The 14306-nt window shown below is 66.3% G+C and carries 17 protein-coding genes; 7 read left to right on the top strand and 10 right to left on the bottom strand.

The window, feature by feature from the left end; genetic code table 11:
- From ftsY to KDJ86_RS15525, 4 genes are all read left to right on the top strand, one after another.
- On the top strand, positions 1–770 hold a 770-nt coding region (gene ftsY, locus KDJ86_RS15540), incomplete at its 5' end, for a signal recognition particle-docking protein FtsY (RefSeq protein ID WP_291747789.1).
- Entirely contained in the window at positions 770–1111 is a 342-nt protein-coding gene (locus KDJ86_RS15535; protein WP_291747786.1) for a hypothetical protein, read from the top strand. The genes ftsY and KDJ86_RS15535, both read left to right, overlap by 1 nt.
- A 208-nt stretch (positions 1112–1319) precedes the next feature.
- Positions 1320–1985, top strand: a complete 666-nt coding sequence (locus KDJ86_RS15530) for a septation protein A (RefSeq protein ID WP_291747784.1) — start codon at positions 1320–1322, stop codon at positions 1983–1985.
- Positions 1982–2554 (top strand): DUF2585 family protein, encoded by a 573-nt coding sequence (locus KDJ86_RS15525; RefSeq protein ID WP_291747781.1) that lies wholly within the window; start codon positions 1982–1984, stop codon positions 2552–2554. Before KDJ86_RS15530 ends, KDJ86_RS15525 begins: the two co-directional genes overlap by 4 nt.
- A 14-nt stretch (positions 2555–2568) precedes the next feature.
- On the opposite strand, the gene KDJ86_RS15520 is transcribed toward KDJ86_RS15525, so the two are convergent.
- The 7 genes from KDJ86_RS15520 to ccmA form a co-directional block, all read right to left on the bottom strand.
- Entirely contained in the window at positions 2569–2982 is a 414-nt protein-coding gene (locus KDJ86_RS15520; RefSeq protein WP_291747779.1) for a type II toxin-antitoxin system VapC family toxin, read from the bottom strand.
- Entirely contained in the window at positions 2979–3227 is a 249-nt protein-coding gene (locus KDJ86_RS15515) for a type II toxin-antitoxin system Phd/YefM family antitoxin (protein WP_291747777.1), read from the bottom strand. The genes KDJ86_RS15520 and KDJ86_RS15515 overlap by 4 nt, the downstream gene beginning before the upstream one ends.
- A gap of 77 nt (positions 3228–3304) precedes the next feature.
- Positions 3305–3892, bottom strand: coding sequence for a DsbE family thiol:disulfide interchange protein (locus KDJ86_RS15510; RefSeq protein WP_291747775.1), 588 nt, complete (start codon positions 3890–3892; stop codon positions 3305–3307).
- On the bottom strand, positions 3889–4065 hold the full coding sequence (ccmD, locus tag KDJ86_RS15505) for a heme exporter protein CcmD (RefSeq protein WP_291747772.1): 177 nt from the start codon (positions 4063–4065) through the stop codon (positions 3889–3891). Before ccmD ends, KDJ86_RS15510 begins: the two co-directional genes overlap by 4 nt.
- Positions 4062–4787: a heme ABC transporter permease gene (locus KDJ86_RS15500; protein WP_291747770.1), complete on the bottom strand. Its 726-nt coding sequence runs from the start codon at positions 4785–4787 to the stop codon at positions 4062–4064. Before KDJ86_RS15500 ends, ccmD begins: the two co-directional genes overlap by 4 nt.
- A 67-nt stretch (positions 4788–4854) precedes the next feature.
- Entirely contained in the window at positions 4855–5526 is a 672-nt protein-coding gene (gene ccmB / locus KDJ86_RS15495; protein WP_291747765.1) for a heme exporter protein CcmB, read from the bottom strand.
- Positions 5527–5818: 292 nt separating this feature from the next.
- Positions 5819–6430, bottom strand: coding sequence for a heme ABC exporter ATP-binding protein CcmA (gene ccmA / locus KDJ86_RS15490; protein ID WP_291747762.1), 612 nt, complete (start codon positions 6428–6430; stop codon positions 5819–5821).
- A gap of 203 nt (positions 6431–6633) precedes the next feature.
- Here ccmA and acnA point away from each other — a divergent pair, with 203 nt between their 5' ends.
- Complete coding sequence (gene acnA, locus KDJ86_RS15485) at positions 6634–9321, top strand: aconitate hydratase AcnA (RefSeq protein ID WP_291747759.1); 2688 nt, start codon at positions 6634–6636, stop codon at positions 9319–9321.
- A gap of 138 nt (positions 9322–9459) precedes the next feature.
- Positions 9460–10203 carry a DUF1223 domain-containing protein gene (locus tag KDJ86_RS15480; protein WP_291747756.1) on the top strand — a complete coding sequence of 248 codons (744 nt, stop codon included), beginning with the start codon at positions 9460–9462 and terminating at the stop codon, positions 10201–10203.
- 33 nt (positions 10204–10236) lie between these two features.
- Here the strand turns inward: KDJ86_RS15480 and htpG are convergent, their stop codons facing one another.
- Complete coding sequence (gene htpG, locus KDJ86_RS15475; protein WP_291747753.1) at positions 10237–12123, bottom strand: molecular chaperone HtpG; 1887 nt, start codon at positions 12121–12123, stop codon at positions 10237–10239.
- A 400-nt stretch (positions 12124–12523) separates the two neighbouring features.
- Here htpG and KDJ86_RS15470 point away from each other — a divergent pair, with 400 nt between their 5' ends.
- Positions 12524–12916 carry a DUF2794 domain-containing protein gene (locus KDJ86_RS15470; protein ID WP_291747751.1) on the top strand — a complete coding sequence of 131 codons (393 nt, stop codon included), beginning with the start codon at positions 12524–12526 and terminating at the stop codon, positions 12914–12916.
- Positions 12917–12926: 10 nt separating this feature from the next.
- On the opposite strand, the gene KDJ86_RS15465 is transcribed toward KDJ86_RS15470, so the two are convergent.
- Together KDJ86_RS15465 and KDJ86_RS15460 are read right to left on the bottom strand one after the other, a co-directional pair.
- The gene (locus KDJ86_RS15465; protein WP_291747748.1) at positions 12927–13457 is read right to left on the bottom strand and encodes a GNAT family N-acetyltransferase; all 531 of its coding nucleotides are present in this window, start codon (positions 13455–13457) and stop codon (positions 12927–12929) included.
- A 70-nt stretch (positions 13458–13527) separates the two neighbouring features.
- Positions 13528–14298, bottom strand: coding sequence for a Bax inhibitor-1/YccA family protein (locus KDJ86_RS15460; protein ID WP_291747792.1), 771 nt, complete (start codon positions 14296–14298; stop codon positions 13528–13530).
- Positions 14299–14306 lie beyond the last annotated feature (8 nt).

Raw genomic sequence — 14306 nt, 5'->3', positions numbered from 1 at the left:
TCGGCGTCGACACGGCGATGGCGATCGCCGAGAAGCTGGGCGAGGGCCGCTACGACAAGGAGATCACCGACGCCGAGGTCAAGGCGGTGCTCGCCGCCGAGATCGAATCGCGGCTCAAGCCGGTCGCCAGGCCCTTGGAGATCGATCCGGCGCTGAAACCGCATGTCATTCTGATCGTGGGAGTCAACGGCACCGGCAAGACGACGACGATCGGCAAGCTGACCTCGAAGCTCACATCCGAGGGCAAGAGGGTCGTGCTCGCCGCAGGCGACACGTTCCGCGCCGCCGCGACCGAACAGCTCAAGATCTGGGGCGAGCGGACCGGCTCCCGCGTCGTCGCCAAGGAGACCGGCGCCGACGCCGCGGGCCTCGCCTTCGACGCCCTGACCGAGGCGCGGGCCGAGCATGCCGACGTGCTGCTGATCGACACCGCCGGCCGGCTGCAGAACCGGGACGAACTGATGGCCGAGCTCGAGAAGATCGTCCGTGTCGTCCGGAAGATCGACCCGACGGCGCCGCACAGCGTGCTCCTGACGCTGGACGCGACGACCGGACAGAATGCGTTGAACCAGGTCGAGATCTTCGGCAAGCGGGCGGGCGTCACCGGCCTGGTGATGACCAAGCTCGACGGCACGGCGCGCGGCGGCATCCTCGTTGCCATCGCCGCCAAGCATGGCCTGCCAGTCCACTTCATCGGCGTCGGCGAGGGGATCGACGACCTCGAACCCTTCGAGGCCGGCGAATTCGCCGAGGCGATGGTGGGGACATGATGATCGCGGCGGCGGAAGCCCCTCCCCGTCGCGAGGCACCGCGGGAGCCCGCGGCGGCTTCAGGGCGCGACGCCATGCTCGCGGCGATCGACGCGCTTGAGGCGGGCCTGACGCCCGTGCTCGCGGGGGGGCTGGCGATCATCCGCGACAATCCCGGCAAGACGCCGCAGCAATGGTCGATCAGGGACGGCGATGGCGCGGTTGTCGTCGCATTCGGCCTGATCGACCGGACCTTCTTCTGGACCTGGGACGGAGGGGTCAGCAACCACTACACCAAGGTCGGCGAGACGATGACCCGGGTCATCACCGACGAGCTCAGACGTTTCGGACACCTGAGATGAGGGGAACCGTCCCGCGTCCTTCGAGGTTCGGGCGCCGAAGCGCCCTCGCACCTCAGGATGGCGAGGGGATCGGCATCCACCCGGTGCGCCAGCACCGCAGCGATTTCCGGGAAACGTCAACATCGTCACCCTGAGGCGCTCCGCGAAGCGGCGCCCCGAAGGGCGCAGGCTAGCTTCCGGCAGGCTCATTGACTAAGTAGACCGCATCATGGAAATCGAACACGCTCCGAACCAGACCGACCGCGAGCCGCTCAACCCGATCCTCAAGCTGGCACTTGAGCTCGGGCCGCTCGGCGTCTTCTTCTTCGCCAACAGCCGTGGCGAATGGCTGGCGGAGAAGGTCCCGGCCCTCGGCTCGCTGGGCGGGCCTATCTTCATCGCCACGGCACTCTTCATTGTCGCGACCCTGATCGCGCTGGCGGTGTCGCTGATCCTCACCCGCCGCCTGCCGATCATGCCGCTGGTCACCGGCATCGTCGTGGTGATCTTCGGCGGGCTGACCCTGTGGTGGCAGAACGACGACTTCATCAAGATGAAGCCGACCATCGTCAATGTCCTGTTCGGCGCGGCGTTGCTGGTCGGCCTCGCCTTCGGCAAGTCGCTGCTCGGCTATGTCTTCGACTCGGTCTTCCGGCTGACCGACGAGGGCTGGAAGAAGCTGACATTCCGCTGGGCGATGTTCTTCTTCTTCCTGGCGGTCGCCAATCTGGCGGTTTGGGCGATAACGGACGCCACGATGGAGGATCAGGCCGCGACCGACATGTGGGTCAATTTCAAGGTCTTCGGCATCATGCCGATCACCTTCGTCTTCACCCTCTTCCAGCTTCCGCTGATCAACCGCTACGCGCTGCCTGAAAAGGGCGCCGAGAATTGAGTGGCGCTGTCGGCGACGGCCGGCGACGAATCCTGACATTCCTTGGCGGGGTCGCAGTCTTCGCCGTAACCGCGGCGGTGCTTGCCGCGTTTGGCCAGCCGTGGATCGCGCCGGACGGCACAGTCACCCTGTGGGGGATGGGCGGCACCACCTCGCAACAGTTCTTCGACTGGTACACGCTCTCCCACATCCTCCACGGCTTCCTCTTCTACTTCGCGCTGTGGCTGGTCGCGCGCCGCCAGCCGCTCGGGGTGCGCGCGCTTGTTGCGCTCGCCGTCGAAGCGGGCTGGGAGATCCTCGAGAACACGCCCTGGATCATCGACCGCTATCGCGACGTGACCGTCTCCGGCGACTATGTCGGCGACACGATCCTCAATTCGATGTCCGATATCCTGGCGATGCTGGTCGGCTTCTTTCTTGCTGCCCGGCTGCCGGTCCGGATGACTGTGGTGATCGCGATCGTCATGGAGCTGGTCGCCGCATGGGTGATCCGCGACAACCTCACCCTCAACGTCATCATGCTGATCTACCCGCTCGACGGCATCCTCGCCTGGCAGCAAGGCGGCTAGGAGCGTCTGATCCGCTAGCGGCCCAGGAGCGGAATCGCCATCGTCTGGCCTGCCGCTCTCAGTTCGTTGTCGAGCGACGCGAGTGGCGATGCGAGCCTTTCGGCGAGATCGAGATACGCCGCGTCATACAGCGTCAGACCAAAGCGCTCGGCCAGGGCCATCGTGCTCGACCAGGCATGCTGGCTCGTCTCGGCATCGACGACGATGTTGAGACTCGACAGGTCCGAAAGCGCTGCATCGCGATATGTCCGGTCAATGCGTCCGCGACGGACGCTCAGTTCGAGGCTGTTTCCGACATCGAGACGCCAGATTGCGGGAACCGATGCGCCCGCCCGCAAGACTTCTTCGAGCACGCCCTCGACTGCGTCGTTGCGCTCGTCCGAATAGACCCAGGCGAGGGCGATCGAGGCATCGAGAACCAGGCTCATCGACGCCCGGCGTCCCGGTAGGCCTTCCACTCCTCCCAGTCGAAATATCCTCCCTCGGCTCTCGCACGTTCGCGGATGCGGCGCGCCGCCTCCTCGGCGCGTTCGCGCTTGCCGGTCTCCGTATAGGGAACCAGTTTCGCCACGGGTCGACCCCGGCGGGTAATGACGATCTCCTCCCCGTGCTCGGCCCGCTCAAGCAGGGCGGAGAGGGTGTTTTTTGCCTCGAAGGACCCGACTTCCGTCATGGCGATCAACCTAGCTGAATAAGCCAGCTTATTTAGGCCCGTATGCGAGAGCGTTCAAGCCGGGGTTCGGGGCCGCGTCAGCTCTCAGGCGGGGCGAGCACCTTGTCGATCTCCGGCCGGATCACGGTGTCGAGAGTCTCGTCGCCGATCGGGCCGACGAGCTTGTAGCGGATGATCCCGTCGCGATCGACGATGAAGGTCTCCGGCACCCCGTAGAGGCCCCAATCGATACCGGCGCGGCCGTTGGCGTCGACGCCGATGGCGGCATAGGGATTGCCGAGATCGGCGAGGAAGGCGACCGCGTTCCCGGGCCGGTCCTTGTAGTTGATCGCGACCAGGCGGACGCGGTCGTCCTTGGCGAGTTCCATGAGATGGGGATGCTCCAGCCGGCAGGGACCGCACCACGACGCGAAGACATTGACGACGGTGACCTGGCCATCGAGATCGGAGCGGGCAAGGCCGGGACGGGCGACGCCCTCGAGCGGCGGCAGGTCGAAATCCGGGGCCGGCTTGCCGATCAGCGCCGAGGGGATGACGCCGGTATCGCCACCCATCTCCAGCCGAAGCAGGAAGACCGTCGCCAGCGCGACGAAGACGAAGAGCGGCAGGAGCAGGAGGAGGCGCGGCCGCCGTTTCTCGACGGGCTTTTCCGCGGTCGTGGTCATTGCTTGCCGCTCCCGGCCGATCGGCGGCGGATGCCGCGGGATTCCAGTTCCTCGAGCCTGGCGCGCTGCGCCCGGCCGTCGAGGATGATCCAGATCACCATGCCGACGAGCACAACCGCCGTCAGCGCATAGGCCGCGACGATGAAGCCTTCATGGCTGCCGGGCTCGATCATCCCCCGGCGGCGACGATCTGCATGGCGCGGACGCGGCGCCTCAGGATTTCGTTGCGCATTGCCATCACCAGGAGCGCGGCGAAGAGGATCGTCATCGCCAGCGCCATGATCAGGAGCGGCCACAGCATCGACGGATCGATCGTCGGACCGTCGAGGCGGAAGACGCTGGCCGGCTGGTGGAGCGTGTTCCACCAGTCGACCGAGAATTTGATGATCGGGAGGTTGACCGTGCCGACCAGTGTCAGGATCGCGGCGGCGCGGGCGGCCTTGCCAGGGTCCTCGACCGCCTGCCACAGGGCGATCAGGCCAAGATAGATGATGAACAGGATCAGCACCGAGGTGAGCCGCGCGTCCCACACCCAGTAGGTGCCCCAGGTCGGCTTGCCCCACAGCGAGCCGGTGACCAGCGCCAGGAAGGTGAAGGCGGCGCCGATCGGCGCGGCGCTCTTCTGGAGAACGTCAGCCAGCGGGTGCCGCCAGACCAGCGTGCCGAGCGCCGCGATCGCCATGACGCCGTAACAGGCCATCGACAGCCAGGCGAAGGGGACATGGATGAACATGATCCGCACCATGTCGCCCTGCTTGAAGTCGGCCGGCGCGACATACAGGCCGAGATAGAGGCCGACCGCCAGGCCGACCGCCGACGCCGCCCAGAGCCACGGCAGCAGCCGGCCGGAAAAGGCCAGGAAGCGGGTCGGATTGGCGAGGTCGCGGATCGGCATGGGCGTTGTTTTAGGGGGGGAATGTGGCGCCGGCAACGGTTGGCGCCAGCGTGTCGCATCCTCCAGGTCAGTCCAGCCCCGCCCGCAACGCCGCGGCGCCTGCCACCGCGGCGACGACGGCGCTGATCAGCGACAGTGCGACGAGGATGAGGAAGGGCGGCAGGAAGGGTGCCGGCCCGACAATCACCGAGGCGGCGGCGCTGACCCCGAAGATCAGCACCGGAATCGCGAAGGGCAGCACCAGCACCGCGATCAGCAGCCCACCGCGGCCGAGCGCGGTGGTGAGCGCGGCGCCGACGGTGCCGACGAGCGTCAGGGCGGGCGTGCCGGCGAGCAGCGTCAGGGTGACGGCGCCGAGCGCCAGCGGCTCGATCGCCAGCAGCAGGCCGAGGAAAGGCGCGGCGACAACGAGCGGCAGGCCGGTCGCCAGCCAGTGGCCGGCCGCCTTGGCGAGCACGATCAGCTCCAGCGGATGGCCGGAGAGATGCAGGAGATCCAGCGAACCGTCGACACGGTCGTCCTGGAAGAGGCGGTCGAGTCCGAGCAGCGTCGCAAGCAGCGCCGCGATCCACAGGATCGCCGGCCCGATCCGTGACAGCAGGTTGAGATCGGGACCGACGCCGAATGGGATGATGACCACGACCGCGAGGAAGAAGACGAGGCCGACAAGCGCCCCGCCGCCGCTCCTCAACTGGAGGCGGGCGGTCTGGCCGGCAATTGCGAGGAGCGCCGCGATCATCGGGCGCTTCCCGGCAGCGGAATTTCTCCGGAGCCGTTCTCCAATTGAGCTGCCCCGAAGACATTGCGTCCTTCGAGGCCCGGGCTTCGCCCGGGCACCTCAGGATGGCTTGGATCGTTGCGCCGTGAGGACGAAACACCGCGATGCTGAGGTGCGAGCGCAGCGAGCCTCGACGCACGCAGGAACGGATTTCGACCTCCCCTCTGAGGGGAGGTCGGGGGGAGGCGCAGCCGCGGCTTGGTGCGCTGGATTCCCGCTCCTGCGGGAATGAGCGGGAGACAGGAAGACTCGATCATGGTGAAACACGCCCGAGCGCGATGGTGGCGGTCGGCTCGACCGGCAAGGGACGATGGATCGCCGCCATCACCAGCCCGCCGCCGGCGCAATGGCGGTCGATCAACCCGCCGAGCATCGCCTCTGCGGCGGCGTCGAGCGCGGTCGCCGGCTCGTCGAGGAGCCACACCGGCCGGGTCGCCACAAGGAGCCGGGCGATGGCGACACGGCGCTTCTGGCCGGCTGAGAGCGTCGCGACGGGCAGATGCGACAGGCCGCCGAGCCCTACATCCTCGACCGCGTCCTCGATATCGCCGGTCCCGGCATAGAGACGCCGCCAGAAGCCGAGATTCTCAGCAATGGTGAAGCTCGGCTTCAGCGCTTCCTGATGACCGAGATAGTGGACGGCGGTTCCGATCCCGGCCTCAGGCGTCGGCTCCAGCGCGACCTTTCCGGACGCCGGCGCGAGCAGGCCCGCGACAATCCGAAGCAGGGTCGATTTGCCGGCGCCGTTCGGGCCGGTCACGGCGAGCACCTCGCCCGGCCCGGCGGCAAAGGCCAGTCCCTCGAAGACCGTTCGGCCGCCGCGGCGCCCGGAAAGCGCCTCGGCGATCAGGCGAAAGCCGGCCAAATCCGCCTCCCGGCCAGGGCCGGCGGCCCCCTTTTCGGCAGGGTCAGGCCCCCCGTCTCGATATTCTGGAACAGCTCCATGAAATTCACTATAAGGCCGGTAATCCGTGCCGTCGCCTGCGGGATATCCCCCCGCTACAGCCTGGTCCGACCGGCGCCTCGCCGGCGCTTGGACAAGGCGCGCAATCAAGGAGCCTATCCATCGTGAGCAATCCGTCCGCAAACAGTTTCAAGAGTCGCGCCACCCTCACCGTTGGCTCCGGCGAGTACGACTACTTCAGTCTAGAGCAGGCTGAAAAGAACGGATTGCAGGGCATCTCCCGGCTTCCCTTCTCGCTCAAGGTGCTGCTCGAGAACCTGTTGCGGAACGAGGATGGACGGACCGTCACCGACGGCGACATCCAGGCGATGGCCGCGTGGCTCACCGACCGGCAGAGCGACCGCGAAATCGCCTTCCGCCCGGCGCGGGTGCTGATGCAGGACTTCACCGGCGTGCCCGCGGTGGTCGACCTCGCCGCGATGCGCGACGCCATGGCCTCGCTCGGCGGCGATCCGGAGCGTATCAATCCCTTGGTTCCGGTCGATCTCGTCATCGACCACTCGGTGATCGTCGACGATTTCGGCAACCCGGCGGCTTTCGCCCATAACGTCGAGCTCGAATACCAGAGGAACGGCGAGCGCTACCGCTTCCTGCGCTGGGGACAGTCCGCCTTCCGCAACTTCCGCGTCGTGCCGCCCGGCACCGGCATCTGCCACCAGGTCAATCTCGAATATCTGTCGCAGACCGTCTGGGTGAACGAGGAGGGCGAGCGCCCCGTCGCCTATCCCGACACGCTGGTCGGCACCGACAGCCACACCACCATGGTCAACGGCCTCTCCGTCCTCGGTTGGGGCGTCGGCGGCATCGAGGCCGAGGCGGTGATGCTTGGCCAGCCGATTTCGATGCTGATCCCGCAGGTGATCGGCTTCCGCCTGACCGGCAAGCTGCGCGAGGGGATCACGGCGACCGACCTGGTGCTGACGGTCACCGAGATGCTGCGCAAGAAGGGCGTCGTCGGCAAGTTCGTCGAATTCTACGGTCCCGGCCTCGACCACATGCCGCTTGAGGATCGCGCCACCATTGGCAACATGGCGCCGGAATACGGCGCCACCTGCGGCATCTTCCCGATCGACGCCGAGACGATCCGCTACCTCCGCGAGACCGGCCGCGATCCCGAGCGGGTGGCGCTGGTCGAGGCCTATGCCAAGGCGCAGGGCATGTGGCGGGATTCGGCAACGGCCGACCCCGAATTCACCGAGACCCTGTCGCTCGACATGGGCACGGTCGCGCCTTCGCTCGCGGGCCCGAAGCGCCCGCAGGATCGCGTCCTGCTGTCGGAGGCCAAGCCGGTCTTCGAGAATGCGCTGAAAACCGAGTTCAAGCAGACCGACGGCCTCGACAAGCGCGTTCCGGTGAAGGGCACCGACTTCGACATCGGCCACGGCGACGTGGTCATCGCCGCGATCACCTCCTGCACCAACACCTCCAACCCCTATGTGATGATCGGCGCCGGGCTTCTCGCCCGCAACGCGGCCGCCAGGGGGCTGACGGTCAAGCCGTGGGTCAAGACCTCGCTGGCGCCGGGAAGCCAGGTGGTCGGCGAGTATCTCGCCCGTTCCGGCCTGCAGCCCGAGCTCGACAAGCTCGGCTTCGACCTCGTCGGCTTCGGCTGCACCACCTGCATCGGCAATTCCGGCCCCCTCCCCGCACCCGTCTCCGAGGCAATCAACGAAGGCGACCTCGTCGCGGTATCGGTCCTGTCCGGCAACCGCAACTTCGAGGGCCGCATCAACCCCGACGTCAGGGCGAATTACCTCGCCTCGCCGCCGCTGGTCGTCGCCTATGCGCTCGCCGGTTCGATGCGCGTCGACCTGACCACCGAGCCGCTCGGCACCGGCAGCGACGGCGAGCCGGTCTACCTCAAGGACATCTGGCCGTCGACCAACGAAATCGCCGACTTCGTCCGCGCCAACATCACCAGCGATCTCTTCCGCACCAAATATGCCGACGTCTTCACCGGCGACGAGCACTGGAAGACCATCGAGGTCGAGGGCGGCCAGACCTACGCCTGGACGATGGGCTCCACCTACGTCCAGAACCCGCCCTATTTCGAGGGCATGCGGCGCGAGCCCGAGCCGGTCGCCGACATCGTCGATGCGAGGGTCCTCGGCCTCTTCAACGACTCGATCACCACCGACCACATCTCGCCGGCCGGGGCGATCAAGACCAACAGCCCGGCGGGCGAATACCTGGTCGAGCATCAGGTGCGTCCCGCCGACTTCAACCAGTACGGCACCCGGCGCGGCAACCACGAAGTCATGATGCGCGGCACCTTCGCCAATATCCGCATCAAGAACCAGATGGTTCCCGGCGTCGAGGGCGGCGTCACCGTCCATCATCCCGATGGCGAGATCATGCCGATCTACGACGCGGCGATGCGCTATCTCGCCGACAAGACGCCGCTGGTGGTCTTCGCCGGCAAGGAATACGGCACCGGCTCGTCGCGCGACTGGGCGGCAAAGGGCACCCGCCTCCTTGGCGTCCGGGCGGTCGTCGCCGAGAGCTTCGAGCGCATCCACCGCTCGAACCTGATCGGCATGGGCGTCCTGCCGCTTGTCTTCGAGGACGGCCTGTCGTGGCGCGAACTCGGCCTGGATGGCAACGAGACGGTGACGATCACGGGTATTTCGGAAGGGCTGAAGCCGCGCCAGACGCTGGAAGCGGAGATCAAATTCGCCGACGGCACCGTGAAAGTCGCGCCGCTGCTCTGCCGGATCGATACGCTGGACGAGCTGGAATACTTCAACAATGGAGGGATCCTGCAATACGTTCTGCGCCGGCTCGCGGCCTGAGCAGCAGGATTGAACCGCCTCTCACCCGAACGTGACTCGCATTTGAGACAAGCGGTCCATAATTTTCGATCGTGACGGGTTGCCGCCTGACGACGACCCGAAACGACCGGGAGGGGATTTCCGGACAGGCCAGGAAGCATGAGCACAGCAACAAAGACCATTGCCGCACTGGTTTTCGGTACCGGCCTCGCCGCCGGAACGGTGTCCGCGCTCGCCGAGACCAAGGCGGTGGTCGAGCTTTTCACCAGCCAGGGATGCTCTTCCTGCCCGCCCGCCGACGCGTTGATCGCCGACTATGCCAAGCGCGACGATGTCCTCGCGCTCTCCTATCCCGTCGACTACTGGGACTATCTCGGCTGGAAGGACACGCTGGCCAACCACGAGAATACGGAACGCCAGCGCTCCTATGCCGCCGCTCGCGGCGACCGTCAGGTCTACACGCCGCAGGTGGTGGTCAACGGCAGGGAGCATATGGTCGGCAGCAACCGGTCCGCGATCGATGGAGCGATCGACCGGCTTGCCGGCTCGCTCAGCGTGCCGATCACCCTGACCGCCGGCTCCGACACCACCAAGGTGACGATCGGCTCGGCCAATGTCGGGACGCCCGACAAGGGCATGATCTGGCTTGCCATGTATGACGACCCGGTCACGGTTCCCATCGCCCGGGGCGAGAATAGCGGACGGTCGATCACCTATACCAACGTCGTCCGCAAGCTGCGCCCGATCGCGATGTGGAAGGGCGAGGAGATGACGGTCGAGCTGCCGAAAAGCGAGCTGATGCACGCCGACGTTTCGCGCTGCGCGGTGATCCTGCAGACCGAGCTCCCCGACGGACTGCCGGGGCCGATCCTCGGCGCCGCCGCGATCGACTACGAAAACTAGCCTTTCTCCCGACGCCGAAGGTAGCGCCCGGCCCTAGCCGAGCGCGGCCGCCAGCAGTTTCCCGACCCGGGCGACATGATCGGCCGGGTTCTCGGGCGCTTCGCCGTCGAGGATGCGCGCCTCGCCATAAAGAAGCACCGCCGCGTCCTCCAGCGTCTCGGTCTTGCCGCCGGCCGCCGCCTTCTCGGCAAGCCCCTTGATGAGGGCATGGCCGGGGTTGAGCTCGAGGATCGGCGCGCCGCGCGGCATCGCCTGGTTCTGGGCCGACAGGATCTTTTCGAGCTGGCGGTCCGGTCCCGCTTCCCCGGCAACCAGGCAGACGGGACTGGAGGTCAGCCGCGACGAGGCGCGGACGTCGCTGACGCGCTCGCCAAGCGTCTGCTTGAACAACGCGGCGAGGGTCGCAACCGCGCTGTCGCTGGCGGCTTCCGTCTCGGCCTCGCCTTCGGCGACCGGAACCTTGTCGAGGTCGGCCGCCCCTTGCGTCACCGACTGGAACGGCTTGCCATCGTAGCCGAGGGCGGTCCGCACCCAGAAGGCATCGACCGGATCGGAAAGGAGCAGCACCTCGATGCCACGCTTGGCGAAGCCCTCCAACTGCGGCGAGGCCTTGATCGCATCGAGGTCGTCGCCGAGCGCGTAGTAGATGGCGGTCTGGTTGGGACGGAGATCGGCGATGTAGTCGGCAAGGCTCCGCCAGCCGTCGCCCCTGGTCGTCCGGAAGCGGGCGATCCTGTAGATGCCGTCACGACGCTCGGCATCCTCGTAGAGGCCCTCCTTGATGACCGCGCCGAAAGATGTCCAGACCTTCTCGAAGGTCTCGCCGTCGCTCTCGGCGAGCTTGTCGAGTTCGGCGAGGATCCGGCTGGTGACGCCCTTGCCGATCGCTTCGAGGATCGGGTTCTTCTGCAGCATCTCGCGGGAGAGATTGAGCGGCAGATCCTCCGAATCGATGACGCCGCGCACGAAGCGCAGCCAGCCGGGGAGGATGGCGGCCTCGTCGGTGATATAGACCCGGCGGACATAGAGGCGGACCCGGCCGCGGCGCTCCGGATCGAAGAGGTCGAAGGGCCGCATCGAGGGCACGAAGAGGAGCACCGAATATTCGTGGCGCCCTTCCGCCTTGTAGTGGATGGTCAGCGCCGGCTCGTCATACTGGCCGCTGACATGGCCGTAGAACTCGGCATATTCGCTGTCCCCGACCGCCGATTTCGACTTGCGCCACAGCGCGCTGCCGTCGGCGAGCGTCTTCTCGCCGACCCCGTCGCCACCGATCCGCAGCCAGATCGGCACCGGGACATGCGCCGAATATTCGGCGACCACCCGCTCGATCGTCGCCTGTTCGGCATAGGTCTTGGCATCGTCCTTGAGGGTCAGCAGGACGCGCGTTCCCCTGGCCGGCGCCTCCTCGATCGGGACCGGCTCGAGCTGGAAGGTGCCGGTGCCGTCCGACCACCAGCGCCAGGCCTCGGCGGAGCCCGCCTGGCGCGAGACCACCTCGACCGAGGACGCGACCATGAAGGCGGAATAGAAGCCGACGCCGAACTGGCCGATCAGCGCCGATCCTTCGCCACCGGCCGCGCCTTCGAGGAAGGCGCGGGTGCCCGACCGGGCGATGGTGCCAAGGTTGCCGACCAGCTCGTCGCGGTCCATGCCGATGCCGTTATCCTCGATGACGAGGGTGCCGCCGTCGTGGTCGGCGGAGAGCACGATCTTGAAATCGGGATCGTCGCCGAGCAGTTCGGGCTGCTCCAGCGCCATCATCCTCAGCTTTTCGCAGGCATCGGCCGCGTTGGAGATCAGCTCGCGGAGGAAGACATCCCGGTTCGAATACACCGAGTGCACCATCAGCGAGAGAAGCCTGGTGACCTCCGCCTCGAAGCGAAGGGTCTCGCCGGCCTGACCCATTTGCTCAACCATTCTCGAAAATCCCGAATCCGAACAGAAAATTTGCGTTCGGCCGGTGATATCGCCGGTCGGCGGTCCGGATTCAAGGCGATGGACAAGAAAATGGCCGGCACGAAGGCCGGCCATTTGTACCTCGGTACGCGTACTGAAGTGGTTCGGTCCAGCTAAAGACCCCGGGGGGCTGGGGGGCTGAGAATTACCGACGCCTCCGCCGAACCGAACCGTCTGAGGCAACTGTCACAGCATCGCCCGTCAAAATGGCCGGTCAACGGCCGAATATGGGCGAAATCGTGAATTTTGGTGATCGACGCTGCCCGCTGCGTCCCCCGAAGCGGCCGCCGCTGGTGAAGCCTAGGCTTGCCATGGCCGGCGGGCGGAGCGATCATGACATTGAGATGACGGAGGAGCGCGGATGAGAGAGGTGGACGACGAAGAGTCCTTCGGCGGCGGGGCCAGTGTTCTGGCCTTGACCGCCCGAAATCAGACCTACACCGGGACGGCCAGCCAGACGATCAGCTTCGATCGCCGGGAGCTCAACCAGATCCTCAAGGTCTACGGCCGCAAGGTCGCCGACGGTGAATGGCGTGACTACGCCATCGACCACCTCAAGGAGCGGGCGGTCTTCTCGATCTTCCGCCGGACCTCCGAGATGCCGCTCTACCGGATCGTCAAGCAGCCGAAGCTCGCCCGCCGCCAGGGCGCCTATTCGCTGATCACCGCGACCGGACAGATCCTCAAGCGCGGCCACGACCTCGGCAATGTGCTTCGGTTCATCGACCGTCCGCTCAAGCTGGTGGCGGGCTGAATTACAACGACTATCGGGTCGGCGATGTGGTGTCGCCCGGACCGAGCGGCCGCTGCATGAGGACGCTGTCCAGCCACCGCCCGAACTTGTAGCCAACCGAGGCGAGCGTCCCGACCAGGGCGAAGCCCTCCGCGCGATGCAGGCCGATCGAGGCGGCATGGGCGGAGTCCCCGATGACGGCCACCATCTGCCGGAAGTTCAGGCTTTCGCTGTCTTCGACCAGACGCCTGAGCAGGGCGCGCCCGACGCCCCGGCCGCGGGCGGATGCGGCAACATAGACCGTGTCCTCGACGGTGAAGCGGTAGGCCGGTCGGAGGCGATAGGGCCCGGCATAGGCATAGCCGAGGACTTCTCCCGCTTCCTCCGCCACGAGAACCGGGAAGCCGGATTCGACCAGGGATGATATCCGCCGGTCCATCTCCGCCTCGCCCGGCGGCTCGATCTCGAAGCTGGCGGTTCCTGTCAGGACCGCGTCCCCATAGATCGCGGTGATGGCCGGAACGTCCTGCGAACCGACGGGACGGAGATTCGGCATGGTCATTGGTTGATCTGACACGAAAAAGGGCGCGGCCGAGGCCGCGCCCTTATAGCAACTTTCCTCGCCCCTGCGCCTAGCGGCGGTCGCCGAAGAGCTGCAGCAGGAACAGGAAGATGTTGATGAAGTCGAGATAGAGCGCCAGTGCGCCCATGATCGCCTTCCGGCCGGCGACGGTGCCGTCATCGGAGACGCTGTACATCTCCTTGATCTTCTGGGTGTCGTAGGCGGTGAGGCCGACGAAGATCAGCACCCCGATCACCGAGATGGCGAAGGCCAGCGCGCTGGACGCCAGGAAGATGTTGACGACCATCGCGATGATGACGCCGATCAGGCCCATCATCAGGAAGGAGCCCATCTGGGTGAGGTCGCGCTTGGTGGTGTAGCCCCACAGGCTCATCGCACCGAAGGTCGCGGCGGAGATGAAGAAGACCTGGGTGATGCTCGTCGCCGTGTAGACCGCGAAGATGGACGAAAGCGAGACGCCAAGCAGCGCCGCGAAGGCCCAGAAGGTCATCTGGGCCGCGGAAACGCTCATCTTCTGGACCCGGAAGCTCAGGAAGAAGACCATGCCGAGCGGCGCCAGCATAATCACCCAGCGCAGCGGCGAGCCGAACAGGGCATAGCCGATATCCGTCAGATACAGGCCGTTGCCGAGCGCGTAAGCCGTCGGCGCGTCGGAGAATGACAGGTTGAACGTGCCAAGTGCAAAAACGCCGGTGAGCGCAAGGCCCATCAGCATGTAATTGTAGACGCGCAGCATATGCGCGCGCAGACCTTCGTCGATCGCAGGTACGGAGGCGGCATGCGTCCCGTAACGCGCCTGCTGGTTGTCGTAATTGGCCATCGAAACCC

Origin of the sequence: Bauldia sp. (assembly GCF_020442045.1) — a bacterium.
Lineage (GTDB): Bacteria > Pseudomonadota > Alphaproteobacteria > Rhizobiales > Kaistiaceae > Bauldia.
This window is presented reverse-complemented; position numbering and strand designations above follow the sequence as displayed.

Coding starts and splice junctions, on each gene's coding strand:
- KDJ86_RS15535 (WP_291747786.1), top strand. CDS start 770: ATGATCGCGGCGGCGGAAGCCCCTCCCCGTCGCGAGGCACCGCGGGAG.
- KDJ86_RS15530 (WP_291747784.1), top strand. CDS start 1,320: ATGGAAATCGAACACGCTCCGAACCAGACCGACCGCGAGCCGCTCAAC.
- KDJ86_RS15520 (WP_291747779.1), bottom strand. CDS start 2,982: ATGAGCCTGGTTCTCGATGCCTCGATCGCCCTCGCCTGGGTCTATTCG.
- KDJ86_RS15515 (WP_291747777.1), bottom strand. CDS start 3,227: ATGACGGAAGTCGGGTCCTTCGAGGCAAAAAACACCCTCTCCGCCCTG.
- KDJ86_RS15510 (WP_291747775.1), bottom strand. CDS start 3,892: ATGACCACGACCGCGGAAAAGCCCGTCGAGAAACGGCGGCCGCGCCTC.
- ccmD (WP_291747772.1), bottom strand. CDS start 4,065: ATGATCGAGCCCGGCAGCCATGAAGGCTTCATCGTCGCGGCCTATGCG.
- KDJ86_RS15500 (WP_291747770.1), bottom strand. CDS start 4,787: ATGCCGATCCGCGACCTCGCCAATCCGACCCGCTTCCTGGCCTTTTCC.
- ccmB (WP_291747765.1), bottom strand. CDS start 5,526: ATGATCGCGGCGCTCCTCGCAATTGCCGGCCAGACCGCCCGCCTCCAG.
- KDJ86_RS15480 (WP_291747756.1), top strand. CDS start 9,460: ATGAGCACAGCAACAAAGACCATTGCCGCACTGGTTTTCGGTACCGGC.
- htpG (WP_291747753.1), bottom strand. CDS start 12,123: ATGGTTGAGCAAATGGGTCAGGCCGGCGAGACCCTTCGCTTCGAGGCG.
- KDJ86_RS15470 (WP_291747751.1), top strand. CDS start 12,524: ATGAGAGAGGTGGACGACGAAGAGTCCTTCGGCGGCGGGGCCAGTGTT.
- KDJ86_RS15465 (WP_291747748.1), bottom strand. CDS start 13,457: ATGACCATGCCGAATCTCCGTCCCGTCGGTTCGCAGGACGTTCCGGCC.
- KDJ86_RS15460 (WP_291747792.1), bottom strand. CDS start 14,298: ATGGCCAATTACGACAACCAGCAGGCGCGTTACGGGACGCATGCCGCC.